This window comes from Cumulibacter manganitolerans (genome assembly GCF_009602465.1).
In the GTDB taxonomy this organism is placed as follows: domain Bacteria; phylum Actinomycetota; class Actinomycetes; order Mycobacteriales; family Antricoccaceae; genus Cumulibacter; species Cumulibacter manganitolerans.
This window is the reverse complement of record NZ_WBKP01000036.1, coordinates 16,760-39,959: the sequence shown is the minus strand read 5'-3', so window position 1 is coordinate 39,959 and position 23,200 is coordinate 16,760. Positions and strand designations below refer to the sequence as shown.

Sequence of the window (23,200 nt, the reverse complement as noted above, 5' to 3'; positions counted from 1 at the left end):
CGGACGACGACTTCGCGCCCGCCCGCGAACGCGCGGCGGCGCCGCGTCCGGCCGGACGCGGCGCCTTGCGCTCTGCTGGGGGTGCCACGCGCTACTTCTTCTTGGCGTCCAGGCGCGGGAAGGCCGAGCGGCCGGCGTATACGGCCGCGTCGTCGAGCTCCTCCTCGATGCGCAGCAGCTGGTTGTACTTCGCGACGCGCTCGGAGCGCGCCGGCGCGCCGGTCTTGATCTGCCCGCAGTCGGTCGCGACCGCGAGGTCGGCGATCGTGACGTCCTCCGTCTCGCCCGAACGGTGCGACATCATGCACCGGAAGCCGCTGCGGTGCGCGAGCTGGACGGCGTCCAGCGTCTCGGTCAGCGTGCCGATCTGGTTGACCTTGACCAGCAGTGCGTTCGCCGCCCCGTCGCGGATGCCGCGCCCGAGGCGCTCGGGGTTGGTCACGAACAGGTCGTCGCCGACCAGCTGCACCTTGTCGCCGAGCTGGCTGGTGATGTCCGCCCAGCCGGCCCAGTCCTCCTCGTTGAGCGGGTCCTCGATCGACACGATCGGGAAGTCGCTGACCAGCGAGTCGTAGTAGGCGATCATGTCGTCGCTGGACTTCTTGCCGCCCTCGAACTCGTACTTGCGCGACTTGTGGAACTCGCTCGCGGCGACGTCCAGGGCCAGCGCGATGTCCTTGCCGGTCTTGAAGCCGGCGGAGCTGATCGCCTTGTCGATGAGCTCGAGAGCCGCGCGGTTGCTCGACAGGCTGGGCGCGAAGCCGCCCTCGTCGCCGAGCCCGGTGCCGAGGCCCTCCTTCTTCAGGACCGCCTTCAGCGCGTGGTAGACCTCGGTGCCGGCGCGCAGCGCCTGGGAGAAGCTGCTCGCGCCGATCGGCGCGATCATGAACTCCTGGATGTCGACGTTGGAGTCCGCGTGCGCCCCGCCGTTGAGGATGTTCATCATCGGCACCGGGAGGACGTGCGCGTTGGGGCCGCCGACGTACCGGAACAACGGGAGGTCGGCCGCCTTGGCCGCGGCCTGCGCGACGGCGAGCGACACGCCCAGCAGCGCGTTCGCGCCCAGCTTGGACTTGTCCTTGGTGCCGTCGAGCTCGATCATCCGCTGGTCGATCAGCCGCTGCTCCTCGGCGTCGTAGCCGATCAGCTCCGGGGCGATCGTGTCGACCACGGCCGCGACCGCCTTCTCGACGCCCTTGCCACCGTAGCGCTTGCCACCGTCGCGCAGCTCGACCGCCTCGAACTGGCCGGTCGACGCCCCGCTGGGCACGGCGGCCCGCGCGAAGGTGTCGTCGTCGAGCAGGACCTCGACCTCGACCGTGGGGTTGCCACGGGAATCCAGGATTTCGCGGGCGCCGATCGCCTCAATGCTGGCCACTGATGCTCCTTTGGGGCTCTGGTGATACTCGTGCGTCGCGGCACGTCAGGTGCGCGCTGTCGACTCCACCTTAACGGCGATCCGCTGCCTGGCTGGGATCGCTGCTAGGCGCGCGCTGTGGGGTTGCTCGCGGACGTCGCGGTCGCGGCACGCAGCGCCCCGCGCAGCGCCGTCTCGGCGTCCACCCCGAGCTCGCCCGCGCGGCGCACGACCGCCAGCAGGTCGGCCGCGACCTCGCCCTCGGCGCCGTCCCGCGCGACCTGCAGGTCTTCCCCGGCGCGGGCGGCCCGGCGCAGGGCCGCGGCAGCGACGGCGAGCGACGGGGCGCCCCAGACCAGGCCCTCGTAGGTGCCGGTGCGCTGCTGCTCGGCGGCCTTGATCTGCTCCCAGTTGGCGTCGACCTCGTCGGCCCCGCTGACCTGCGTGTCACCGAAGACGTGCGGGTGGCGCCGCTCGAGCTTGTCGCTCAGCGCGTCCGCCACGTCGTCGATGTCGAAGCCGTCCGCCGACTCCTGCGCGATCCGGGCGTGGAAGAGCACCTGCAGCAGGACGTCGCCGAGCTCCTCCTTCAGGTGCTCGGGATCGCTGCCGCCGATCGCGTCGACCGCCTCGTACGCCTCCTCGAGGAGGTACTTGGCCAGCGAGCGGTGCGTCTGCTGCGCATCCCAGGGGCAGCCTCCCGGCGAGCGGAGCCGGTCCATCACCCGCACGGCGCGGGCCAGCCCGCGCTCGGTCACGCGCCGGCGGGGAGGGCCGGGGCCGGCGCCGACGACGCGGACGTCGTCGGGGTCGAGAAGGTGTCGGACTTGGGCACCGTCACGCTGGGCAGGCCCTGCTTGGGACGCTCGACCGATCCGTACCGCGGGTTGACCTCGATCTTGATGTTCTTCGCCTCGTCGGCCGCGGCGGTCAGCCCGGCGTTCTGGAACTGCTGCTCCGCGGCCTGGTCCGCCTGCTGCTTGAGGGTCGCGTCGTCGTCGACGGTGGCGCTGTTGACCGTGACGGCGTAGTAGTAGAACGCGCCGCTCGACGGGTCGGGGCCGATCGTCAGCAGGCCGGTCTGCCCGGCCGGGATGGCCGCGATCTGGGCGATGATCTTCGGGTCCTCCTGGCCGCCGTCGACGTCCTGGGTGGTGGCCTGCCCACCGGTCGACTGGTCGGGGTCCGCGGCCACGACCTCGGTCAGCGAGCCGGCCGTGCCGGACTTGGTCTTCTCCACCCAGGCCTGTCCCTTGGCCTGGTCCATCGTCGCGGCGAGGGTCAGGTTGAACTTGGTGTACTTGCTCGGGTCGGCGTCCCGCTTGGCCTTGAGGTCGGCGAGCTGCTGCGCGGCGAGGGCTTCCTGCGTCGTCCCGGTCGCCTGCTTGCCGAGCTCCTCGCTGACCAGCAGCACCCCGAGGCGCATGCGCATCTGCTGCTCGGTGATCGGCTGGCCCTGCGCGACGTAGGCCTTCTGCGCCTGCTCGAGGCTCTGGCCACCGAGCAGCTCGGTGAGCTTGGCGCTGACGTCGGAGGCACTGGCCGACACCCCGGCCTTCGCGGCGACCGCCTTGGCGATCTCGAAGCTCACCAGGTCGTTCAGCAGCGCGGTGCTGTAGGTGCTGCCCATCTTCTTGGCCTCGGCACCGACGATGGGGTCGGCGTACGCGTTGTCGAGCGCTGCCCGGTACTCCTTCTGGGTGATCGTCTCGCTGCCGACGGTCGCGACGGTCGACGACGGGCTCCCGCATGCGGTGAGGCTGAGGCCGCTGAGCGCGGCGCCGACGAGGAGGGTGGCAGTACGGCGGCGGAGGTTCAGAGCCAGCACGAACGAGACCTTTCCACAGGGATTTGTAGGCATCCCACTGTCTCACACGGGCCGCGAGCGGCCGGTGTGGCATCACCGGCGGGCGCTTCGGTACGGCTCTCCTGCGTGACGAACCTCCCTGGCCGCCGGGCGCGGTGCCCTCCCGCGGGGGGCGCGGACGTGGTTCATTGATGGGCATGATCGAACCTTCCTCCCCCGCGCCCGGCGAGGACCTCGCCGACACCGATCCGCGGCTGGCCCACCCCGGCGAGAGCCACGAGAGCGGGCACGCGAGCAAGCTCAACTGGCTGCGGGCCGGGGTGCTCGGCGCGAACGACGGCATCATCTCCCAGGCCGGCCTGCTGATGGGCGTCGCGGGCGCGACCACCAGCTCGACGGCCCTGCTGGCCGCCGGCATCGCCGGCATGGCCGCCGGGGCGATCTCGATGGCGCTCGGCGAGTACGTGTCCGTCTCGTCGCAGCGGGACGCCGAGCGCGATCTCATCGCCAAGGAGCGGCGCGAGCTCGAGGAAGACCCGGAGATCGAGCTCGAGGAGCTGACCGCGCTCTATCGCGCGAAGGGGCTCAGCGAGCAGACCGCGACCCAGGTGGCCCGCGAGCTGACCGAGCACGACGCGCTCGGCGCGCACCTCGATGCCGAGCTGGGCATCGACCCCGACGAGCTGACGAACCCGATCGCGGCCGCCGTCGCATCGGCGATCTCATTCCTGATCGGCAGCGCGGTGCCCACCCTCGCCATCCTGCTGTTCCCGACGCAGGCGCGCATCATCGCGACCGTCGTGGCGGTGCTGCTGGCCCTCGCTCTGACCGGCTGGGTGTCGGCGTCCATCGGCGGCGGTTCGCGGCTGCGTGCCGTCGGCCGGCTGGTGGTCGGCGGTGCGGCCGCGATGGCGATCTCGTACGGCGTCGGAGCGCTTGCCAGCGTCCTCTTTGGAACGAATGTGAAGGTCTAGCCGCCCTTCCCCCGACGTCAGGAGAGCTGCGTGCATGGACACCCTCTTCGGCCTCCCGGCCCACGTTCTGCTGGTGCACGCGGTGGTCGTGCTGGGGCCCCTCGCCGCCCTGCTCGGCATCGCGGTCGCCGTCCGGCCGCGGTGGGCGTTCTACCTGCGGTGGCCGCTGCTGGTGCTGACCGTGATCTCCACGGGGCTCGCGGTCCTGGCGGCCGACGCCGGCGAGGACCTGCAGCGCCGGCTCGGCGGCAACGCGCTCATCGAGCAGCACGCCGAGGCCGGCGACCTGCTCAAGGTGGTCGCGATCGGCTACCTCGTCGTGACGGTGCTGGCGTTCTTCGCGATCGCCGTGCGCAGCCCGCTCGCCTCGGGCCGCGGCGAGTTCCGGACGCGGCTGCCCGCCGTGGCGGCACCCGTCGCGCGGGTGCTGCTCGCCGCCGTGGCGGTCTGGTTCATCGTGCAGACCGTGATCACCGGGCACACCGGCTCGGAGGCCGCCTGGAAGGACATCGTGCAGTCCACCAGCCCGGGCTCCGGTGGCGACGGCGACTGAGCGCCGCACCCCGCCCCCGCGCGGTCCGGACGCGTACTACGCGGGCGGCGGCGCGAGGTCGACGAGCACCCGCCGCGCCCACTCGATGACCGCCTGGTTGCGCAGCGGCGGCGCCGCCACGCCGGTGCCCTCGGTCGGCCGCGGGATGCTGACCAGCGACAGGTTCGGCTTGTACGTCGCGCCCTTGTAGACCCGCGCCAGCTTCATCTGCGCCGCGTCGCCGAGCTTCAGCGGCTGCAGGCGCACCGTCTTGCCCTGGGCCGCGATCTCGTGGACGCCGACCTGCTTGGCGAGCTCGCGCAGCAGCGCGATCGCGATCAGGTTCTCCACCTCCGGCGGCACCGGGCCGTACCGGTCGGCGAGCTCGTCGCGCACCTGCTGCGCGCTCGCCTCGTCGACGATCGAGGCGACCTTGCGGTAGATCTCCAGGCGCAGCCGCTCACCGTCGATGTAGTCGTGCGGCACGTGCGCGCTGACCGGCAAGTCGATGCGGATCTCGGCGACCTCGTGGGCCTGCTTGTCGCCGCGGTACTCGGCGACGGCCTCCCCCACCAGCCGCACGTACAGGTCGAATCCGACGCCCGCGATGTGCCCGGACTGCTCGCCGCCGAGCAGGTTGCCGGCGCCGCGGATCTCGAGGTCCTTCATCGCGACCGCCATCCCGGCGCCGAGCTCGGAGTTCTGCGCGATCGTCGCGAGCCGGTCGTAGGCCACGTCGCCGAGCGGCTTGTCCGGCGGGTAGAGAAAGTAGGCGTACGCCCGCTCCCTGGAACGCCCGACCCGCCCGCGGATCTGGTGCAGCTGGCTGAGGCCCAGGACGTCCGCGCGCTCGACGATCAGCGTGTTGGCGTTGGGCACGTCCAGGCCGGCCTCGATGATCGTGGTCGCGACGAGCACGTCGAACTCGCGCTCCCAGAAGCCCATCATGATCCGCTCGAGCTGCTCCTCGCTCATCTGGCCGTGCGCGACCGCGACCCGCGCCTCGGGCACCAGGGAGCGGATCCGCGCCGCCGCCTTGTCGATCGAGCTGACCCGGTTGTGCAGGTAGAAGACCTGCCCGTCACGCAGCAGCTCGCGACGGACCGCCGCGACGATCTGCTTCTCGGAGTACGCCCCGACGAAGGTCAGGATCGGGTGCCGTTCCTCCGGCGGCGTCAGCATGGTGGTCATCTCGCGGATGCCGGTCAGGCTCATCTCCAGGGTGCGCGGGATCGGCGTCGCCGACATGGTGAGCATGTCGACGGCCGTGCGCAGCTGCTTGAGGTACTCCTTGTGCTCAACGCCGAACCGCTGCTCCTCGTCGACGATCACCAGGCCCAGGTCCTTGAACCGGGTGGAGGGCTGCAGCAGCCGGTGGGTGCCGACCGCGACGTCCACCGTGCCGTCGGCCACGCCTTCGAGGATCTTGTCGGCGTCGCTCTTGGGGGTGAACCGGGAGAGCTGGGCGACCTTCACCGGGAACTGGCTGAACCGCTCGACGAACGTCTGGTAGTGCTGCTGGGCCAGCAGCGTCGTCGGCACCAGCACGGCCACCTGCTTGCCGTCCTGGACGGCCTTGAAGGCCGCCCGGACCGCGACCTCGGTCTTGCCGTAGCCGACGTCGCCGCAGATCACCCGGTCCATCGGGATCGACTTCTGCATGTCGGCCTTGACCTCGTCGATCGCCGCGAGCTGGTCGGGCGTCTCGGTGTACGGAAAGGCGTCCTCGAGCTCGCGCTGCCAGGGGGTGTCCGGGCCGAAGGCGTAGCCCGGCGCGGACGTGCGGGCGGCGTACAGCCGCACCAGCTCGCCGGCGATCTCCTTGACCGCCTTGCGGGCCCGGCCCTTGGTCTTCTGCCAGTCGGCGCCGCCGAGCTTGTTCAGCGACGGCATCTCGCCGCCGACGTACCGGGTGATCTGGTCGAGCTGGTCGGTCGGCACGAACAGCCGGTCGCCGGGCTGGCCGCGCTTGGACGAGGCGTACTCGATGATCAGGTACTCGCGGTCGGCGCCGCCGATCTGCCGCTGCACCATCTCGATGTACTTGCCGACGCCGTGCTGCTCGTGCACGACGTAGTCGCCGGGGCGCAGCGCGAGCGGGTCGATGGCGTTGCGGCGGCGGGCAGGCATCTTGCCCATCTGCCGGGTGGCCTGCCCGCGGGAGGCGGTGATGTCGGATTCGGTGATCAGCGCGAGCCGGGCGGACGGCGCGAGGAACCCGGCGTCCAGGTCGGCGGTCGTGACGGTGACGATGCCGGGCCGCGGCGGCTGCGCGATCTCCTCGCTGAGCTGGCCGGCGATGTTCGCGTCGGCGAGCCGCTCGATCGACCGCTTGGCGGGCCCGTGCCCGGCGAACGTGATGACGACCGCCCAGCCGTCGGCGGTGTGCCGGCGGATGTCGCGCATCAACCGGTCGGGGTCGCCGACGTACTGGTCGACCGCGTGCGCGTCGATGCCGACCTCGTCGGTGCCGCCGAGCGGGTCGAGCTCCCACCACGACTGCCCGGCGGCCAGCGCGGTCTCGCGGACCTCGTCGACCGTGCGGTACGCCGAGGCGCCCAGGTCGATCGGCGACCGCCCGCCGCCGGCGGCGACCGCCCACGACGCGTCCAGGAACTCCTCGCTGGAGGCCACCATCTCCAGCGCGCGGGCCGAGACCCGCTGCGGGTCACACACCACGACCAGCGACTGCGCGGGGATCTGCTCGACCAGCAGCTCGAGGTCTCCGACGAGCACCGGGATGAGCGACTCCATGCCCTCGACGGTGCTGCCCTCGCTGATCGGCTCGAGCATCTCGCCGAGCTCCGGGTGCTCGTGCAGCACGGCGCGGGCCCGGGCGCGGACGTCGTCCGTCAGCAGCAGCTCGCGGCAGGGCGGGGCCCACAGCGCGGCGGGTCCGGCACCCAGGCTGCGCTGGTCGGCCACCGAGAAGTACCGCAGCTCGTCGACCTCGTCGCCCCACAGCTCCACGCGGACGGGGTGCTCCTCGGTGGGCGGGAAGATGTCGACGAGGCCGCCGCGGACGGCGAACTCCCCGCGCTTCTCGACGATGTCGACGCGGCTGTACCCGATGCCGGCGAGCGCGGCGACGATCTGCTCCATCGGCCGCTCGTCGCCCTTGGCCAGGTGCACCGGCTCGAGGTCGCCGAGGCCGGCCACCATCGGCTGCAGCATGCTGCGCACCGGCGCGACGACGACCTTCAGCGGGCCCTGCTCCTCGGGATGCCGCAGCCTCCGCAGCACCGACAGGCGGGCGCCGACGGTGTCGGCGCGCGGCGACAGCCGCTCGTGCGGCAACGTCTCCCAGGACGGGAAGTGCCCGATCTGGGACGCCGGCAGGAGGGACCCGAGCGCCGCGACCAGCCGCTCGGCGTCCCGGTTCGTCGAGGTCACCACGATCACCGGCCGGTCCCCGGCGCGGCGCGCCAGCGCGGCGATCACGAACGGCTGCGCCGGCTGCAGGCAGCGGATCGACCGGTCGACGCCCTCGCCGAGGGACGCCAGGGCATCGGCCAGCGCCGGGTCGTTCGTGAGCGGATCGAGCAGCCCGCGCAGCCGCGCGCTCGCCTCGGTGTGCTCCAGCATCCACGCCTCCCCATCGCGCGAGCCCGGCCGGCGCACGCAGAACGGCCCTCCGCGAGGGCTCGCGGAGGGATACCGGACCCAGTCTAGTGAGCGGGGCCGACCGGGCGCCGGGACGCGGTGCGGCAGGATGAGGCGCATGCCCGTCGGATCGCTCGCCCGGCTGCCGCTGCTGCGGCGCCGCTCCGCGCGCTATCCCCTCGCGGGCGCGGTCCGCCGGCCCGACGGCCGGGTCCACCGGGTGGGTGCGGTGGTGCACGCGCTGAAGGACGCCGCGCCCGCCGTCGAGGGCGTGCTGGCGGCCGCGGTGGCGCGCGCGGGCTGGCCGCCGCCGCGGTACTACCGGACCACCGCGACCTCGTTCGGCCGGGAGCAGGCGGCCCAGGCGCTCGCCGACGGCTGCGACCTGGTCGTGGCGTGCGGCGGCGACGGCACCGTGCGGATGACCGCCCATACGCTGCGGCACACCGGCGTCCCGCTCGGCATCGTGCCGATCGGGACGGCGAACCTGCTCGCCCGCAACCTGCTGCTCCCCCTGCACCGGCCCGAGGCCGCCGTCGAGATCGCGCTGCAGGGCGGGACGGCGCCGATCGACCTCGGCAGCGCGACCCTCACCGTGGACGACGCGACGGCCGAGCACCTGTTCCTGGTGCTGGCCGGCATCGGCAACGACGCCGTGACGGTGCACGACACGCACGGGCACCTCAAGGGCCGGCTGGGCTGGCTCGCGTACGCCGAGGCAGGGCTGCGGCACGCCCTCGACCGCCCGGTCGCGATGCGGGTCACGTACGCGGCGAACCCGCCGCGCGAGCTACGGGCGTGGAGCCTGCTGACCGGCAGCTTCGGCAAGGTGCCCGGCGGCATCGAGATCTTCCCCGGCGCCGTCGCCGACGACGGCGTCCTGGACGTCCTCGAGGTCACCGTCACCCATCCGGTGGAGTGGCTGCCCATCGGGGTCAAGGGGCTGCTGCACCTGCGGTCGGGGGTCCGCGGCCTGCGCCACACGCTCAGCCCGGGGGTGCTCGTCGAGCCCGTCCGGCCGCTGCCCGTGCAGCTCGACGGCGACGTGTTCTGCGGCGTCACCCGGCTCGACGTCCAGGTCGACCATCGGGCGCTGCAGGTGCGCGTGCCGCTGCCGCTGCGCTAGGCGCCCGTCTCCGCGCCCAGCAGGCGCAGCAGCGTCCGCGAGATCGCCGCGGCGTCCGGCGCGGGGGCGGCGAGGTACACGCGGTGGATGATCGCGCCGTCGACGAAGTCGACCACGCTCTCGGCCGCGGCCTCGGGCTCGGCGATGCCGTACGAGCGCAGCATCGCCGTGATGCCGCCGACCAGGCGCCGGTGGCCGCCGCTCAGCTGCTCGGGCACCTCGGTCATCAGCGCGATGCGCGCGCGGGCCAGGTAGGCGTACCGCGTGCACATCGCGACGACGTACGCGCCGAGGAGGTCGGTGAAGCCGGGCAGGGTGGCCGGTGGCCGGCCGCCGACGCCCACCACCTGCACGTCGCGCTCCCTGATCCGCTCCGCGACGCCGGCCAGCAACGCCTCCCGGGTGCGGAAGTAGTTGGAGGTGGTGCCCGGCGGGCACCCGGCCTCCGCGTCGACGCCTCGGTGGGTCAGCGCGCGGACGCCGGACCGGGCCACCAGCTCGACGGCCGCCTCCGCGACGGTGTCACGCCTCGTCATGACCGGAACCTTGCGACCGGGCCCGCGGAGGAGTGGGCGCCCGGCCGGCCGCCGCGAGGTTGCGGCGAGCACGGTCCAGGATCCGCGAGAAGCCCGCGCGCTCGCTCGTCGAGATGCCGTCCATCAGCGTCTCCTCCAGCTCGGCGACCCGCGGCTCCGCCGCCCGCAGCAGCGCCTGCCCGTCGGCGGTCAGGGTGATCAGCAGCCGCCGGCCGTGCGCCGGGTCGGGCGCGCGGGCGACCAGCCGGCGCCGCTCCAGCGCCGCCACCATGTCGGCCATGGTCTGGGCGGTGACGAAGGACAGCCGCGCCAGCTCGGCGGACGAGATCGGCGCGTCCTGGCGATCGAGCACGGTCAGCGCGGTGTACTGCAGCGCGGTCACGCCGAACGGCTTGGCGATCTCCTCGAGCCGGGCACGCGTCGCCAGCTCGACCTGCTTCATCACGTACAGCACGCGGGGCGGTCGGACGGTCACAGCCTTGCCTTTCGCAGGATTCCTGATTTATGCTAGCGCGACCGGTTATCACAGGAATCCTGATATTTGGAGCCGTGTCGATGCGCGATGAACTGCCCGCTTCCCTCCGCTTCGAGCGCCGCGACGCGATCGGGGTGCTCACCCTGGCCCGCGCGGCGAAGCGCAACGCGCTGGACGACGAGACGGTGCTCGCGCTGGGCCGGCTGTTCACCGACCTGCCGAGCGATCTCGGGGCGATCGTGATCGACGCCGAGGGCGACCACTTCTGCGCCGGGCTGGACCTCGGCTCGCTGGCGGAGCACTCGACGTTCGAGGGCATCCAGCACTCGCGCATGTGGCACCGCTCGATGGGTCTCATCGAGGACTCACCGGTCCCCGTGATCGCGGCCCTGAAGGGCGCGGTCGTCGGCGGTGGGCTCGAGCTCGCGACCGCGGCGCACCTGCGGGTCGCCGACGGCACGGCGTTCTACGTGCTGCCCGAGGGCCAGCGCGGCATCTTCGTCGGCGGCGGCGCGTCGGTGCGGGTGCCCCGGCTGATCGGCTTCTCGCGAATGATGGACATGATGCTCACCGGGCGCAAGCTCACCGCCCGCGAGGGCCAGGACGTGGGTCTGAGCCACTACCTGGTCGACACCGGGTCGGCGGCCCGCAAGGCGCTCGACCTCGCGGCGAAGGTCGCCCGCAACTCGCCCGCGACCAACTTCGCGGTCACCCAGGCGCTGCCGCGGATCGCCGAGAGCAACCCGCGCGACGGCTATCTCATGGAGTCGCTGATGGCGGCGATCGCCCAAGGGACCGACGAGGCGAAAGCCCGGATGGCCGACTTCGTCGCCGGCCGAGCCGCGAAGGCGGACTCGCTGTGAGCACCCCGGCGGGCACCCTGCTGCACGAGCCCGCGCCGGCCGACCTCGAGCGCAGCGCGCTCGGCGGGTTCGTGCGCTGGCTCGCCGGCTCTCGCGGGCTGTCCTTCGACTCCTACGAGGCCCTGCATCGCTGGTCGGTCGACGACCTGGAGGGGTTCTGGCGGGCGATCGTCGAGTACTTCGACGTGCGGTACGACGGCTCCCCGGAGCCGGTGCTCGTCGAGCGGACGATGCCCGGAGCGCGGTGGTTTCCGCACCTGCGGCTGAACTACGCCGAGCACCTGCTGCGCCGCGGCGACGACGGCGTCGCGGCCTACGGCTACTCGCAGACCCGCGCGCCGATCCGGCTGACGCACCGTGCGCTGCGCGCCCAGGTCGCGGCTGCGCAGGCAGCCCTGCGATCCCTCGGGGTCGGTCGGGGCGACCGGGTCGTCGGCTACCTGCCCAACGTCCCCGAGACGCTCGTCGCGTACGCCGCGACGATCAGCCTCGGTGCGATCTGGGCCGGCTGCGCGCCGGAGTTCGGCGCGCAGAGCGTGATCGACCGGTTCGGCCAGGTCGAACCCGCCGTGCTGCTGGCCGTGTCGGGCTACACGTACGGCGCTCGCGAGGTGGACCGCCGGGACGAGGTGGCCCGCATCCGGGCCGCGATACCGAGCGTGCAGCACGTGGTCGAGGTCGAGTACGGCGCGCACCCGCTGCCCGACGCGCAGCGCTGGTCGCAGCTGCTCGAGCGGCACGCGACGACGGCCCCGCCGACGTTCACCCGCGTGCCCTTCGAGCATCCGATGGTCGTGCTGTTCTCCTCCGGCACGACCGGCAGGCCGAAGGCGATCGTGCACGGCCACGGCGGCCTGCTCGTCGAGCACCTCAAGAGCAACGCGCTGTCGTGGGACATCACCGCCGAGGACACGTTCCTGTGGTTCAGCACGACCGCGTGGATGATGTGGAACTCGCTGAGCTCGGCGCTGCTCAACGGCGCCTCGATCGTGATGATCGACGGCAACCCGGCCCATCCCGGGCTCGACTGGCAGTTCCGGATCGCCGCCGAGACGGCCACCACCATCATCGGCCTGAGCCCGGCGTTCATCGCCGAGTGCCGGCGGCAGGACGTGCGGCCCGGCGCGCTCGGGGTGCGGGTCAAGGAGGTCTGCGCCGCGGGCTCCCCCATGTCGCCGGACGCCGCCCGCTGGGTGTACGACGAGCTCGGTCCGCAGGTGCTGCTGAACGTCGGCTGCGGCGGCACCGACGTCTGCAGCGGCATCGTGCAGGGCAGCCCGTGGCAGGCCGTCTGGGCCGGCGAGATCTCGGGGCGCTGCCTCGGCGTCGCCGCGACGGCGTACGACGAGCGCGGCCACGAGGTGATCGGCGAGCTCGGCGAGCTGGTCATCACCGAGCCGATGCCCTCGATGCCGGTGGCGTTCTGGGGCGACCCCGACGGCACCCGGCTGCGCGAGGCCTACTTCGAGAGCTACCCCGGCATCTGGCGGCACGGCGACTGGATCCGGTTCACCGACCGCGGCTCGTGCGTGGTGAGCGGGCGATCGGACGCCACCTTGAACCGCGGCGGCGTCCGGCTGGGCACGGCCGACTTCTACTCGACCACCGACCGGATCCCCGAGATCGCCGATGCGATGGTGATCCACCTCGAGGACGACGAGGGCGGCATGGGGACGCTGTGGTTGTTCGTGGTGCCGGCCGAGGGCGTCGAGCTCGACGACGCGCTCCGCGCGCGCATCGCCGACCGGTTGCGCACCGACCTGTCGCCCCGGCACGTGCCGGACCGGATCGAGGCGGTGCCGGCGATCCCGCACAACCGGACCGGCAAGAAGCTCGAGGTGCCGGTCAAGAAGATCCTCAAGGGTCGCCCGGTCGACGAGGTGGCGAGCAAGGATGCGCTCGCCGACCCGACCTCGCTCGATGCGTTCGTCACGATCCGCGAGCGGATGGAGCAGCGATGAACCGCACGGTGGCCGTCGTCTCGACCGGCGCGATCGGCGCGAGCTGGGCCGCGCATTTCCTGGCCGAGGGCTGGGCGGTCCGCGCCGTCGACCCGGCGCCCGGCGCCGAGGCGGCGCTGCGCGCGCAGATCGAGGAGTGCCGGCCGGCGCTGCGGGCTCTCGGCCGACCGCACGCCGACGGCGGCGGCACGCTGGTCTGGTGCGACTCGATCGCCGACGCCGTCGCGGGCGCGCAGCTCGTGCAGGAGAACGGTCCGGAACGGGTGGACGTCAAGCGGGCCATCTTCGCCGAGATCGGCGCGGCGGCCGCCGACGACGCGGTGCTCGCCAGCAGCTCCTCGGGCATCCGGGCCAGCGACTTCCAGGCCGCGGCCGGCGACCGGCAGGCGCGGGTGCTGATCGGCCACCCGTTCAACCCGCCGCACCTGATTCCCCTCGTCGAGGTCGTCGGAGGCGCCGCGACCGATCCGGACGCCGTCGCCGACGCCCTGGCCCTCTACACCGCGGCCGGCAAGCGCCCGGTCCGCTTGCACCGGGAGCTGCCCGGGCACGTCGTCAACCGGCTGCAGGCCGCGCTGTGGCGCGAGGCGTACGCGCTGGTCGACTCCGGCGCGATCAGCGTCCGCGACCTGGACGCGGCGATGGAGGCCGGGCCCGGGCTGCGCTGGGCGCTCGAGGGACCGTTCATGACCCAGCACCTCTCGGGCGGACCCGGCGGCATCGCGCACATCCTCGAGCACCTCGGGCCCCCGACGGCCGAGTGGTGGCGGGACCTGTCGAGCGTCGGCGAGCTGTCCGAGCACATGGTCGCCGCGATCGTGGACGGGATGGACGACGAGGTCGCCGGTCGGGACGTGGCAGCGATCCGCGCGCGGCGCGACGAGCTGCTCGTCGCGCTGCTCCGGCTCAAGAGCGAGGGGCCGCGGCCGTGAGCCCGGCCGCCGTCCGCGGCTCGTTGGGCACCTGGCCGCACCGCCGGGCCCGGATCAACCCGCACACGCACGCCTTCGTCGAGGGCGAGCGTGCGGTGACGTTCGGCGAGCTCGATGCGCGGGTGGACCGGCTCGCCCGCGGGCTGCGGGCGAGCGGGGTGGCGGCGGGTGACCGGGTCGCGTTCCTGGGCCACAACTCGATCGCGCTCGCCGAGACGATGTTCGCGGCGATGCGCATCGGCGCGATCTTCGTCCCGCTCAACACTCGGCTCACCGAGGCCGAGCTCGCGTTCATCACCGCCGACTGCACGCCCGCGCTGCTGGTCTGGACCGCCCCGCACGGGCCGGCGGCGTCCCGGCTGGGCATCGCCGCCGCGCGGCTGATCGAGGCGGACGGCGCCCGCTACGACGCGCTGCTCGCCGCGGAGGACGCCGCCGAGCTCCCCGACGTCCCGATCGAGTCGGTCGCGATGATCCAGTACACGTCGGGGACCAGCGGGAACCCGAAGGGCGTGATGCTCAGCCACCACAACCTGCTGTGGAACGTCTTCGGCACGCTCATCGACACCGACGTCGTCGGCAGCGACGTGGCCCTGGTCAACGCGCCGATGTTCCACACCGCGACCCTGAACCAGGTCGTGCTGCTGACCTTCATCAAGGGCGGCACCTGCGTGCTGGTCGCGAAGTACGACCCCGGCGAGACCCTCGAGCTGATCGAGAGGCATCGGGTGAGCTACATGTTCGGCGTCCCGACGATGTTCGCCGCGATGGCGCAGCACCCCCGATGGCCCGCCGCCGACCTGTCGTCCATCCGGCTGCTGACCTGCGGCGGGGCGCCGGTGCCGCCGTCGCTGACCGAGCTCTACCGGGCCCGCGGGCTGGCGTTCCAGCAGGGCTACGGGCTCACCGAGGCCTCGCCGGCCATCTCGTTCATGCGCGCCGACCGGGCCGACGCGGATCCCGCCGCCACGGGCGTGCCCACCTTCTTCGTCGACGTCCGCATCGCCGACCCCGCGGGCGGGCTGCTCGAGACCGGCAGCGAGGGAGAGATCCAGGCGCGCGGCCCGAACATCATGGTCGGCTACTGGAACAACCCCGGCGCCACCGCAGACGCCCTCATCGACGACGGGTGGCTGCGCACCGGCGACATCGCCTACCTCGACGACGCCGGCTTCGTGCACGTCGTGGACCGGCTGAAGGACATGATCATCAGCGGCGGGGAGAACATCTATCCCGCCGAGGTCGAGAAGGCGCTGGTCCGGCACGACGCGGTCGCCGAGTGCGCCGTCATCGGCGTACCCGACGCGACCTGGGGCGAGGTCGGCCGCGCCCTCGTGGTGCTGCGCGACGGCGCCGAGGCGACCGCCGAGGAGATCCTCGGCTCGCTCGACGAGCAGCTCGCCCGCTACAAGATCCCCCGCTCGTTGATCTTCGTCGACGAGCTCCCCCACAATGCGAGCGGAAAGCTCGTCAAGAAACGCATCCCGGACGCATACCGACAGGAGCACCCATGAGCATCGACCTCGACTCCATCAAGGCCCTCGACATCCACGTGCACGTGGAGAAGGACGACCACGGGCACATCTCGGTGAACGACGACATCCTCGCCGCGTCGGAGAAGTACTTCCGCGCCGACGTGAACCGCACCCCGACCGTCGACGACATCGCGGCGTACTACCGGGAGCGCAGCATGGCCGCGGTCGTGTTCACGGTCGACGCGACGACCGCGATGCGGCACGAGGCGCTCTCCAGCGAGGAGATCGCCGACCAGGTCGCGAAGTACGACGACACGCTGATCGCGTTCGGGTCCGTCGATCCGCTGCAGGGCGACAAGGCCATCGAGCAGGCGATCAAGCTGGTCAACGACCACGGGGTGCGCGGGTTCAAGTTCCACCCGGGCATGCAGGACTTCTACCCCAACGACGAGCGGTTCTACCCGCTGTTCGCCGAGATCGACAAGCTGGGTGTGCCGATCATCAGCCACACCGGGCAGACCGGCATCGGCGCGGGCATGCCGGGCGGGGCCGGGATCAAGCTGCGCCCGTGCAACCCGATGTACCTGGACGACCTCGCCGCGGACTTCCCGACGCTGCAGATCATCATGGCGCACCCGTCGGTGCCGTGGCAGTCGGAGGCGATCTCCATCGCCACCCACAAGGCCAACACGTACATCGACCTGTCGGGCTGGTCGCCGAAGTACTTCGCCCCCGAGCTGGTCCGCGCCGCGAACACCATGCTGCGGCACAAGGTGCTCTTCGGCACCGACTACCCGGTGATCGACCCCGACAAGTGGGTCACCGAGTTCGAGAAGCTCGACATGAAGCCCGAGGTGCTCCCGCTGGTCCTCAAGCAGAACGCGGCGAAGCTGCTGGGCCTGACCTGAGCGTCCGCCATGAACGACCGGTAGCGCTTTTCGGCAACGATCTGGATGCCCGGCACGACGGTGATGGGCGTCTGCGGGCGGCCATCACCAAGGTCGCGCTGACCGGCGACATCGGCAAGCCCTCGATCACAATCCATGCGGTGGGTTACGCCCCGCTCGCCGCGCTCGCGGTGGGATATGCCCCGGTAGGTCGCCGATAGCGGGGTCGAACCCACCGCGAGCCCGCGGCGCCGCGCGCAGCGCCTCAGATGCGGTGGGCGTGCGCGTCGATCGCGGCGCGCAGCTCGTCGTGCACCTCGGGGCGGCAGATCAGCAGGTCGTCGATGCTCGTGGAGCGCTCGTTGTAGACGATCGGCGAGCCGTCCACCCGTTCGGCGATCAGCCCGGCGCCGAGCGCGACCGCGACCGGGGCGGCGTTGTCCCACTGGTGCTGCCCGCCGGTGTGCAGGTAGGCGTCCGCCTCCCCGGTCAGGACGGCGAGCGCCTTGATCCCGGCCGAGGACATGTCCACCAGATCCGCACCCACGTCCCGGGCCACGGCGCGCACGAAGGACGTCGTCCGGGAGCGGCTGCAGACGATCCGCAGCTCGTCGGGATGCCGCAGCGGCAGCTGCCGGGCGGTCGCGCTGTCGTACATCTCGCCGGTGGCCGGACGCGACACGACGCCGACGACGAGCGACCCGCGCTCCCACAGCGCGACGTGCACGGCCCACTCGTCGCTGCCGCGGTAGCCGTACGCCGACGTCCCGTCGACGGGGTCGATGATCCACACCCGGTCCGCGGTGAGCCGCGCGAGGTCGTCGGGCGCCTCCTCCGAGAGCACGGCGTCGTCGGGGCGGGCGGCGGCCAGCGCCGCGCCGAGGTAGTCCTGCGCGGCGCGGTCGCCGGCGTTCATCAGCGTCCACCGGTCGGCGTACCCGACGTCGGCCCGGACCTCGCGGAGGATCTCTCCCGTGCGCTCGGCGAGCTGCCGGGCCAGCTCCAGGTCGTCGACGGCGGGATCGATCGCGCTCACCAGGGTCCTCGATTCTCGTGGTGCGCCGCTAGCGCACGTGCACGCTGTTCTGCGCGCGCTCCAGCCCCTCGCGCACGAGCAGCTCGACGGCGTCGGCGGCTTCCTCCAGGACGACGCCGACCTCCGCCCGCTCGGCGGCCGCGAAGGGCTTCAGCACGTAGTCTGCCGGATCCTGCCGGCCGGGCGGGCGCCCGATGCCGATCCGCACCCGCAGGTAGTCCTTGGTGGACAGCGACTTCGTGATCGACTTCAGGCCGTTGTGGCCGTTGTCGCCGCCACCGAGCTTCAGGCGCACCACGCCCAGCGGCAGATCGAGCTCGTCGTGGATGACGACCACGTTGCCGGGCGGGACGGAGAAGTAGTTGGCCAGGCCGCTCACCGGGCCGCCGGAGGCGTTCATGAAGCTCAACGGCTTGGCCAGGACCGCCCGGGGGGCGGGCGGCGCGCCGAGATGGGTCTCGGCGATCTCGGCGTTGGTCCGGTGCCTCTTGAAGGAGGCACCGGACCGCTGCGCGAGCAGGTCGACGACCATGAACCCGACGTTGTGCCGGGTGGCGGCGTACTGCGGACCGGGATTGCCCAGGCCCGCTACGAGGGTCGTCGACACAAGCGGGCTGCTTACTCGTCCGCCGGCTTCTCGGCGGCGTCGCCCTCGGCCGCACCCTCGGACTCGCTCTCGGCCTCGGCGCCCTCGCCCTCGGCGCCCGCTGCCTCCTCCTCGGAGACGGCGTCGGTCTCGACGTCCGCGTCGACGACCTCGGTGACGCCGACGATCAGCGACTCACCGTCGGTGAGCAGGGTCGCGCCCGCGGGCAGCTGCAGGTCGCTCGCGAGCACCTGGCCGCCGATCTCCAGCGACGAGATGTCCACCGACAGCGACTCGGGGATGTGGGTGGCCTGGGCCTCGACGGACACCGAGGTGAGGTCCTGGTTGAGCTGACCGCCCGGCACGAGTTCGCCGGTGACCTCGACGGGGACGTCGACGGTGACCTTCTCGCCCTTCTTGACCAGCAGCAGGTCCGCGTGCTGGATCACCCGGCGCAGCGGGTGCACCTGGACGTCCTTGGCCAGGACCAGCTCGTCCTTGCCGTCGACCTTGATCGTCAGCAGGGTGTTCAGGCCCTGGCGCAGCGCCATGGTCAGCTGGTGGCCGTGCAGGTTCAGGTGCACCGGGTCCATCCCGTGCCCGTACAGGACCGCCGGGATCTGGCCGTCGCGGCGCGCGCGCCGCGCCGCACCCTTGCCGAAGTCCTCGCGGGTCGCGGCTTCGATGCGTACTTCGTCAGACATGTGACTCCTCCGTTGAAATGCCTGTGGTGGCGGCCCTGGAGTCTCTCGGGCCATGGCTCCAGCCGGCGAACGGCGAGCACCAGACCGTCGATCACGGTGCGCCGTCCTGCACGCACCCTCGCCGGGCAACCTCTCGAGTGTAGCCGACGCGCGACCGCCCGCCGGAGGACGAGACGAATCTCGCAGACCGGCGGGCGGTGCGGCGCTACGGGAAGTTGATCGCCACCGGCGCCGGCCCGAAGCCGCCGTACGCGTCCGGCTGCGAGTCGCCCCACGCGTCGAGGGTGGCGGCGAAGTTCACCGAGAACTGCTTGGTGCCCGGCGCGACCGCGGCGACGAGCGTCGCGGTCTGCCCGCTGCCCGCGTCGGACTGGCAGGACTTGATCGTGCCGCCGGAGACCGTCGTCGCGCTGCAGTCGATCGAGTAGTACTGGAAGCTCGAGGACGACGAGCTGGTGACGCCGTCGGTGCTCATCGTGACGATCAGCCAGTGCTGCCCCGCCGGCGCCCAACCGTAGTCGGCGTCGTACGGCGTCAGCTTGGCGGCCGAGAACGAGATGTTCAGTGAGAACGCCTCGGTCGCGGTGATCGACGTCGCCGGGAACGCCAGCTGGTCGCTCAGGGAGGCGGTCGGCTCGGGGGTGCCGCTGTAGTACAGCTCGGTCGACTTGTCCTCCGCGCGCTCCCCGCTGGAGAGGTCGAGGGTCTGCTGATGGCCCTCGCTGTCGAGCACGAGCGACGACTTGCCCTTGGCCGGGACCGACACGAGGAACTTGGTGCTGCCCAGCGAGTCCGGCGAGCTGTCCGTCTCGACCTTGGTGCCGTTGAGGTCGAAGGCCAGGACATTGGTGAGGTAGCCCTCCACCGGACCGGAATCGCCGGTCAGCTCGACGACGAACAACTTCTGCCCGTCGGCGGCCTGCGCGGCCTTCCCATCGATGGCGGCCATGCTGTACTCGGTGATCGAGCTGACCACGACCTGCGCTCCGGGCGCGACGAGGCGCGGATCGGCGTCCAGCTCGACCGCGTTGCCCTTGGACTTCGCATCGACGGTGAACTGGTCGACCGCCCACACGCCGTCCTTGTCGGCCTTCGGCAGCGGCGGCTCCTTGAGCCCGGCGCCGTCGTCGTCGGGGCCGTCACCGTCGACGTTCACCAGCGAGCCGTTCGCCGGCTCCTTCTTGCCGACCGCCTGCTCGGTCAGCTCGGTCGCCTGCTGGTTGTCTCCGGAGCCCGTGGTCGTGAAGTGGTAGAAGTCCCAGACGGCGCCCTTCTCGGACGCGGCGCGCCGGACCGGCCCGCAGGCGATCTGGTTGGTGATGTCGTCGCCGCTGCCCAGCACGTAGTAGCAGCCCGGCTTCTTGCCCTGCGTGATGCCCTCGTCGGGAAGCGAGTCCTTCCAGGTCGACTCGGCCTGGCTGAGGAACGACTTCGCGTTCTTGATGTCGCCCTTGCCGTTGTGAATGCCACTGAAGCTGAAGAACACGAAGTAGCCGACCACCAGGAGAGCGACGACGACGAGGCCGCCGAGGCCGAGCAGCAGCGCCTTGTTCGACTTCTTCGCCGGCTGCGGTCCGCCGCCGAACGGGGCGCCCTGGGCTGGGTAGCCGCCGGTCGGCGGCCCGTAGCCGGGCTGCGCGGGATAGCCGCCCGAGGTCGGCCCGTATCCCGGCTGCGCCGCATAGCCGCCCGAGGTCGGCGCGCCGAATGCGCCGGACGTCGGAGCGGGAGCCGGGAAGGACCCGGACGCCGGGCCCGGAGCCGCGAACGCCCCGGACGGCGGCTGCTGCTGCGGCTGCTCGTCGTCGAACGCGGCGGCGTTGTAGGACACGGTCGACCCGGTCACCGGCTCCTGTGGCGGCCGGGCGCCGGGCGCCCCCTCGGGCTGCTCGGGGCTTCCCCAGCGATACGGATCGTCCGGACCTGTCACGTTCACTCCTCACCGGCAGCGCAGCGCGACCCACCGCGCCGCTCACGAAAGACTACGGCTGTGACGGCGGTGAGAAGGCTTCCGCTCCCGTGAGGAGCCGGTTAGTTATGAACTCGTAGCCGCAGGCTCGTGGACGAGCATCCCGGCGAGCCGCGAGCCGATGATCTCCTCGGCGCCGCCGACGATCCGGTCGATGAGCTCGGCACACGACGGCACGTCGTTGATCAGCCCCTGCACCATGCCCGCCGACCAGATGCCGGCGTCGAGGTCGCCGGTCTCGTAGACGCTGCGGCCGCGGACGCCGGCCACCAGCTCACGGACGTCCTCGAACTGGCCGCCGCCGGCGAGGACGCCGACGACCTCGTCGGAGATCGCGTTCTTGGCGACGCGGGCGGTGTTGCGCAGCTGGCGGAAGATCAGGTTGGTGGAGCGCTCGTCGCCGTCGACCAGCGCCTGCTTGACGTTGGCGTGGATCTGCGCCTCCTGCGTGGCCATGAAGCGGGTGCCCATGTTGATGCCGTCGGCGCCGAGGGCAAGCGCGGCGACCAGGCCGCGGGCGTCGCCGAACCCGCCCGAGGCGATCATCGGGATGCTGATCTGCTCGGCCGCGGCCGGGATCAGGATGAGCCCGGGGATGTCGTCCTCACCGGGGTGCCCGGCGCACTCGAAGCCGTCGATCGAGATGCCGTCGACGCCGATGCCCTGCGCCTTCACCGCGTGCCTGACGCTGGTGCACTTGTGCAGCACCTTCACCCCGGCGGCCTTGAAGTCGGGCATGTGCTCGACGGGGTTGAAGCCGGCCGTCTCGACGATCTTGACCCCGGCGCTGATGATGGCGTCGCGGTACTCGGCGTACGGCGGCGGGTTGATGGCGGGCAGGATCGTGAGGTTGACGCCGAACTGCTTGTCCGTCATCTCCCGGCAGCGCTCGATCTCCTTCACGAGCGCCTCGGGGGTGGGCTGGGTCAGCGCGGTGATGAAGCCGAGGGCTCCCGCATTGGCCACGCCGGCGACGAGCTCGGCCACGCCGACCCACTGCATGCCGCCCTGCACGATCGGCGCCTCGACGCCGAATGTCTCGGTGAACCTGGTCTTGATCATTGGCCGTCCCTCGCTAGTTGATACACGTGTCAACACCGCTCAGGCTAGCCGACGCGGGCCCGCTACGCGACGTGGGTCAGCCGGTCGTGCGGCCAGGATCCGAGATACCGCACGGAGCCACCGACGCCCACCAGCCGGGCCGAGAGCCCGTGCCGCTCGAGCAGGTCGGGCCCGCGCTCGCCGAGGACGATCGCCGCGGTGGCGGCCGCGTTGGCGTCGACGGCGCTGTCGGCGACGACCGAGACGGTCAGCCAGTACGGCGGCGGGTTCTCCCCGGTGCGCGGGTCGATGATGTGGTGGCGGCGGGTGCCGTCGGCGTCCGACCACGCGCGGCGCACGATGCTGGAGGTCGCGAGGCCGCCGCTGCCCAGCGCCACGACGGGCGATTCGGGGCTGCTGTCGTCATCGATGCGGATCCGCCAGCCGCCCTCCGGCGGAGCGCCCACCGTCGCGATGTCGCCGCCGAGGTTCACCAGCACGCCGCTGCCGGTGCGCTCGGCGATCAGCGCCGCCACCCGCTCCGCGGCGTACGCCTTGCCGATGGACCCGAAGTCCAGTACCTCCCGCGGCCGCGCCGTGTACACCCCCACGAGAGGGTCGTACCCCAGCGGCGTCCCGAGCGTCACGCTCACCGCGCCCCCGGTCCACTCCAGCGAGCGCTGCGCGCGGTCCATCAGGGCCGCGAGGGTGTCGCTCAGCACGATCGGGACGCCCGGCCGGCGCACGATCTGGCACACCTCCGAGTCGGCGCGGAACCTGCTGCACGCCCGCTCGATCCGGTCCAGCTCGGCGAGGACGTCGTCCCGGACGCGGTCGATCGCCCGCGGATCGGTGGTCAGGATGACGCCGTACGTCGTCCAGAGCTGCAGCTCCCAGCGGCCGACCCCGGAGCGCGCGCTCATCACGACCCCGAGGAGCGGGTGTGCGCGGGCTGGGTGGTCCGCTGGATCGTCGGGCCGGAGCCGGTCGGCGTGCTGCCGGTCGTCGACTGCTGCGCGGCAGAGCCGGGGGGCGACGTCGTGCTCGAGGGGGACGACGTGCTCGACGGGGACGTCGCGCTGTGGGTGCTCGAGGAGGTGGCGGTGCCCGACGCCGCGGCGGTGCCGTGCGTCGCGCCGGCGGCCGCCAGGCCGATGCCGACGGAGGCGGCGGCCGCGATCGCGCCGGCCCGGAAGACGACGCGGCTCGTGCCCTGGTTGCTGCCTGGGGTGGATGTCATGCCTCTAGGATCCGACGCCCGGCTGAGCGCGGCCGCAGGCGTGGCTGTGCACCGGCTGTGGGCGCCCGCGCCGGTCGTGGGGCGCCGCGCAGCAGG

At 72.2% G+C, this 23,200-nt stretch carries 21 protein-coding genes; 8 read left to right on the top strand and 13 right to left on the bottom strand.

The genetic code is table 11. The features are described from left to right. Positions 1–91 precede the first annotated feature (91 nt). The 3 genes from eno to F8A92_RS12970 all read right to left on the bottom strand — a co-directional run bounded on the left by eno (position 92) and on the right by F8A92_RS12970 (position 3,185). Positions 92–1,378: a phosphopyruvate hydratase gene (gene eno, locus F8A92_RS12980; RefSeq protein ID WP_153505588.1), complete on the bottom strand. Its 1,287-nt coding sequence runs from the start codon at positions 1,376–1,378 to the stop codon at positions 92–94. A 104-nt stretch (positions 1,379–1,482) separates the two neighbouring features. After that, a complete protein-coding gene (locus tag F8A92_RS12975; protein WP_228389430.1) occupies positions 1,483–2,115 on the bottom strand; it encodes a MazG family protein in 633 nt (210 codons plus the stop codon). Next, complete coding sequence (locus tag F8A92_RS12970; protein WP_153505587.1) at positions 2,112–3,185, bottom strand: hypothetical protein; 1,074 nt, start codon at positions 3,183–3,185, stop codon at positions 2,112–2,114. The genes F8A92_RS12975 and F8A92_RS12970 overlap by 4 nt, the downstream gene beginning before the upstream one ends. Before the next feature lie 176 nt (positions 3,186–3,361). On the opposite strand from F8A92_RS12970, the gene F8A92_RS12965 reads away from it, so the two are divergent. Next, positions 3,362–4,138: a VIT1/CCC1 transporter family protein gene (locus tag F8A92_RS12965; RefSeq protein WP_153505586.1), complete on the top strand. Its 777-nt coding sequence runs from the start codon at positions 3,362–3,364 to the stop codon at positions 4,136–4,138. A gap of 34 nt (positions 4,139–4,172) precedes the next feature. Continuing rightward, positions 4,173–4,691 (top strand): DUF2231 domain-containing protein, encoded by a 519-nt coding sequence (locus F8A92_RS12960; RefSeq protein ID WP_153505585.1) that lies wholly within the window; start codon positions 4,173–4,175, stop codon positions 4,689–4,691. A gap of 36 nt (positions 4,692–4,727) precedes the next feature. Here F8A92_RS12960 and mfd read toward each other — a convergent pair whose 3' ends face one another. Then, the gene (gene mfd, locus F8A92_RS12955) at positions 4,728–8,255 is read right to left on the bottom strand and encodes a transcription-repair coupling factor (RefSeq protein ID WP_153505584.1); all 3,528 of its coding nucleotides are present in this window, start codon (positions 8,253–8,255) and stop codon (positions 4,728–4,730) included. Positions 8,256–8,391: 136 nt separating this feature from the next. Between mfd and F8A92_RS12950 the strand changes: the two genes are divergently transcribed. Then, positions 8,392–9,399 carry a diacylglycerol/lipid kinase family protein gene (locus F8A92_RS12950; protein ID WP_194291483.1) on the top strand — a complete coding sequence of 336 codons (1,008 nt, stop codon included), beginning with the start codon at positions 8,392–8,394 and terminating at the stop codon, positions 9,397–9,399. Here F8A92_RS12950 and F8A92_RS12945 read toward each other — a convergent pair. Next, positions 9,396–9,935: a TetR/AcrR family transcriptional regulator gene (locus F8A92_RS12945; RefSeq protein WP_153505582.1), complete on the bottom strand. Its 540-nt coding sequence runs from the start codon at positions 9,933–9,935 to the stop codon at positions 9,396–9,398. The genes F8A92_RS12950 and F8A92_RS12945 overlap by 4 nt on opposite strands. Beyond that, on the bottom strand, positions 9,922–10,410 hold the full coding sequence (locus tag F8A92_RS12940; protein WP_228389429.1) for a MarR family winged helix-turn-helix transcriptional regulator: 489 nt from the start codon (positions 10,408–10,410) through the stop codon (positions 9,922–9,924). Before F8A92_RS12940 ends, F8A92_RS12945 begins: the two co-directional genes overlap by 14 nt. Before the next feature lie 80 nt (positions 10,411–10,490). Between F8A92_RS12940 and F8A92_RS12935 the strand changes: the two genes are divergently transcribed. The 5 genes from F8A92_RS12935 to F8A92_RS12915 are packed head-to-tail and all read left to right on the top strand — an operon-like array spanning position 10,491 to position 16,549. Further along, positions 10,491–11,273: a crotonase/enoyl-CoA hydratase family protein gene (locus F8A92_RS12935; protein WP_153505581.1), complete on the top strand. Its 783-nt coding sequence runs from the start codon at positions 10,491–10,493 to the stop codon at positions 11,271–11,273. Further along, a complete protein-coding gene (locus F8A92_RS12930; protein ID WP_153505580.1) occupies positions 11,270–13,234 on the top strand; it encodes an acetoacetate--CoA ligase in 1,965 nt (654 codons plus the stop codon). Before F8A92_RS12935 ends, F8A92_RS12930 begins: the two co-directional genes overlap by 4 nt. Then, positions 13,231–14,166: a 3-hydroxyacyl-CoA dehydrogenase NAD-binding domain-containing protein gene (locus F8A92_RS12925; protein WP_153505579.1), complete on the top strand. Its 936-nt coding sequence runs from the start codon at positions 13,231–13,233 to the stop codon at positions 14,164–14,166. The genes F8A92_RS12930 and F8A92_RS12925 overlap by 4 nt, the downstream gene beginning before the upstream one ends. After that, the gene (locus F8A92_RS12920; RefSeq protein ID WP_228389428.1) at positions 14,163–15,680 is read left to right on the top strand and encodes an acyl-CoA synthetase; all 1,518 of its coding nucleotides are present in this window, start codon (positions 14,163–14,165) and stop codon (positions 15,678–15,680) included. The genes F8A92_RS12925 and F8A92_RS12920 overlap by 4 nt, the downstream gene beginning before the upstream one ends. Next, entirely contained in the window at positions 15,677–16,549 is an 873-nt protein-coding gene (locus F8A92_RS12915) for an amidohydrolase family protein (RefSeq protein ID WP_153505578.1), read from the top strand. The genes F8A92_RS12920 and F8A92_RS12915 overlap by 4 nt, the downstream gene beginning before the upstream one ends. 244 nt (positions 16,550–16,793) lie before the next feature. Here F8A92_RS12915 and F8A92_RS12910 read toward each other — a convergent pair whose 3' ends face one another. The 7 genes from F8A92_RS12910 to F8A92_RS12880 form a co-directional block, all read right to left on the bottom strand. Further along, positions 16,794–17,564 carry a 3'(2'),5'-bisphosphate nucleotidase CysQ gene (locus F8A92_RS12910; protein WP_228389427.1) on the bottom strand — a complete coding sequence of 257 codons (771 nt, stop codon included), beginning with the start codon at positions 17,562–17,564 and terminating at the stop codon, positions 16,794–16,796. Between the two features lie 28 nt (positions 17,565–17,592). Further along, entirely contained in the window at positions 17,593–18,171 is a 579-nt protein-coding gene (pth, locus tag F8A92_RS12905; RefSeq protein ID WP_153505576.1) for an aminoacyl-tRNA hydrolase, read from the bottom strand. Between the two features lie 11 nt (positions 18,172–18,182). Continuing rightward, positions 18,183–18,854 (bottom strand): 50S ribosomal protein L25/general stress protein Ctc, encoded by a 672-nt coding sequence (locus F8A92_RS12900; protein WP_153505575.1) that lies wholly within the window; start codon positions 18,852–18,854, stop codon positions 18,183–18,185. 205 nt (positions 18,855–19,059) lie between these two features. Then, positions 19,060–20,784: a hypothetical protein gene (locus F8A92_RS12895; RefSeq protein ID WP_153505574.1), complete on the bottom strand. Its 1,725-nt coding sequence runs from the start codon at positions 20,782–20,784 to the stop codon at positions 19,060–19,062. A gap of 105 nt (positions 20,785–20,889) precedes the next feature. Continuing rightward, entirely contained in the window at positions 20,890–21,885 is a 996-nt protein-coding gene (locus F8A92_RS12890; protein WP_153505573.1) for an NAD(P)H-dependent flavin oxidoreductase, read from the bottom strand. Between the two features lie 62 nt (positions 21,886–21,947). Further along, positions 21,948–22,787 carry an FAD:protein FMN transferase gene (locus tag F8A92_RS12885; RefSeq protein WP_153505572.1) on the bottom strand — a complete coding sequence of 280 codons (840 nt, stop codon included), beginning with the start codon at positions 22,785–22,787 and terminating at the stop codon, positions 21,948–21,950. Then, positions 22,787–23,104: a hypothetical protein gene (locus tag F8A92_RS12880; RefSeq protein WP_153505571.1), complete on the bottom strand. Its 318-nt coding sequence runs from the start codon at positions 23,102–23,104 to the stop codon at positions 22,787–22,789. The genes F8A92_RS12885 and F8A92_RS12880 overlap by 1 nt, the downstream gene beginning before the upstream one ends. Between the last annotated feature and the right edge of the window lie 96 nt (positions 23,105–23,200).

Excerpts from the sequence above, each read along its gene's own strand:
- F8A92_RS12880 (WP_153505571.1), bottom strand. The coding sequence starts at position 23,104 with ATGACATCCACCCCAGGCAGCAACCAGGGCACGAGCCGCGTCGTCTTC.
- F8A92_RS12915 (WP_153505578.1), top strand. The coding sequence starts at position 15,677 with ATGAGCATCGACCTCGACTCCATCAAGGCCCTCGACATCCACGTGCAC.
- F8A92_RS12900 (WP_153505575.1), bottom strand. The coding sequence starts at position 18,854 with ATGTCTGACGAAGTACGCATCGAAGCCGCGACCCGCGAGGACTTCGGC.
- F8A92_RS12935 (WP_153505581.1), top strand. The coding sequence starts at position 10,491 with ATGCGCGATGAACTGCCCGCTTCCCTCCGCTTCGAGCGCCGCGACGCG.
- mfd (WP_153505584.1), bottom strand. The coding sequence starts at position 8,255 with ATGCTGGAGCACACCGAGGCGAGCGCGCGGCTGCGCGGGCTGCTCGAT.
- F8A92_RS12965 (WP_153505586.1), top strand. The coding sequence starts at position 3,362 with ATGATCGAACCTTCCTCCCCCGCGCCCGGCGAGGACCTCGCCGACACC.
- F8A92_RS12950 (WP_194291483.1), top strand. The coding sequence starts at position 8,392 with ATGCCCGTCGGATCGCTCGCCCGGCTGCCGCTGCTGCGGCGCCGCTCC.
- F8A92_RS12925 (WP_153505579.1), top strand. The coding sequence starts at position 13,231 with ATGAACCGCACGGTGGCCGTCGTCTCGACCGGCGCGATCGGCGCGAGC.
- F8A92_RS12885 (WP_153505572.1), bottom strand. The coding sequence starts at position 22,787 with ATGAGCGCGCGCTCCGGGGTCGGCCGCTGGGAGCTGCAGCTCTGGACG.
- F8A92_RS12960 (WP_153505585.1), top strand. The coding sequence starts at position 4,173 with ATGGACACCCTCTTCGGCCTCCCGGCCCACGTTCTGCTGGTGCACGCG.
- F8A92_RS12945 (WP_153505582.1), bottom strand. The coding sequence starts at position 9,935 with ATGACGAGGCGTGACACCGTCGCGGAGGCGGCCGTCGAGCTGGTGGCC.
- F8A92_RS12890 (WP_153505573.1), bottom strand. The coding sequence starts at position 21,885 with ATGATCAAGACCAGGTTCACCGAGACATTCGGCGTCGAGGCGCCGATC.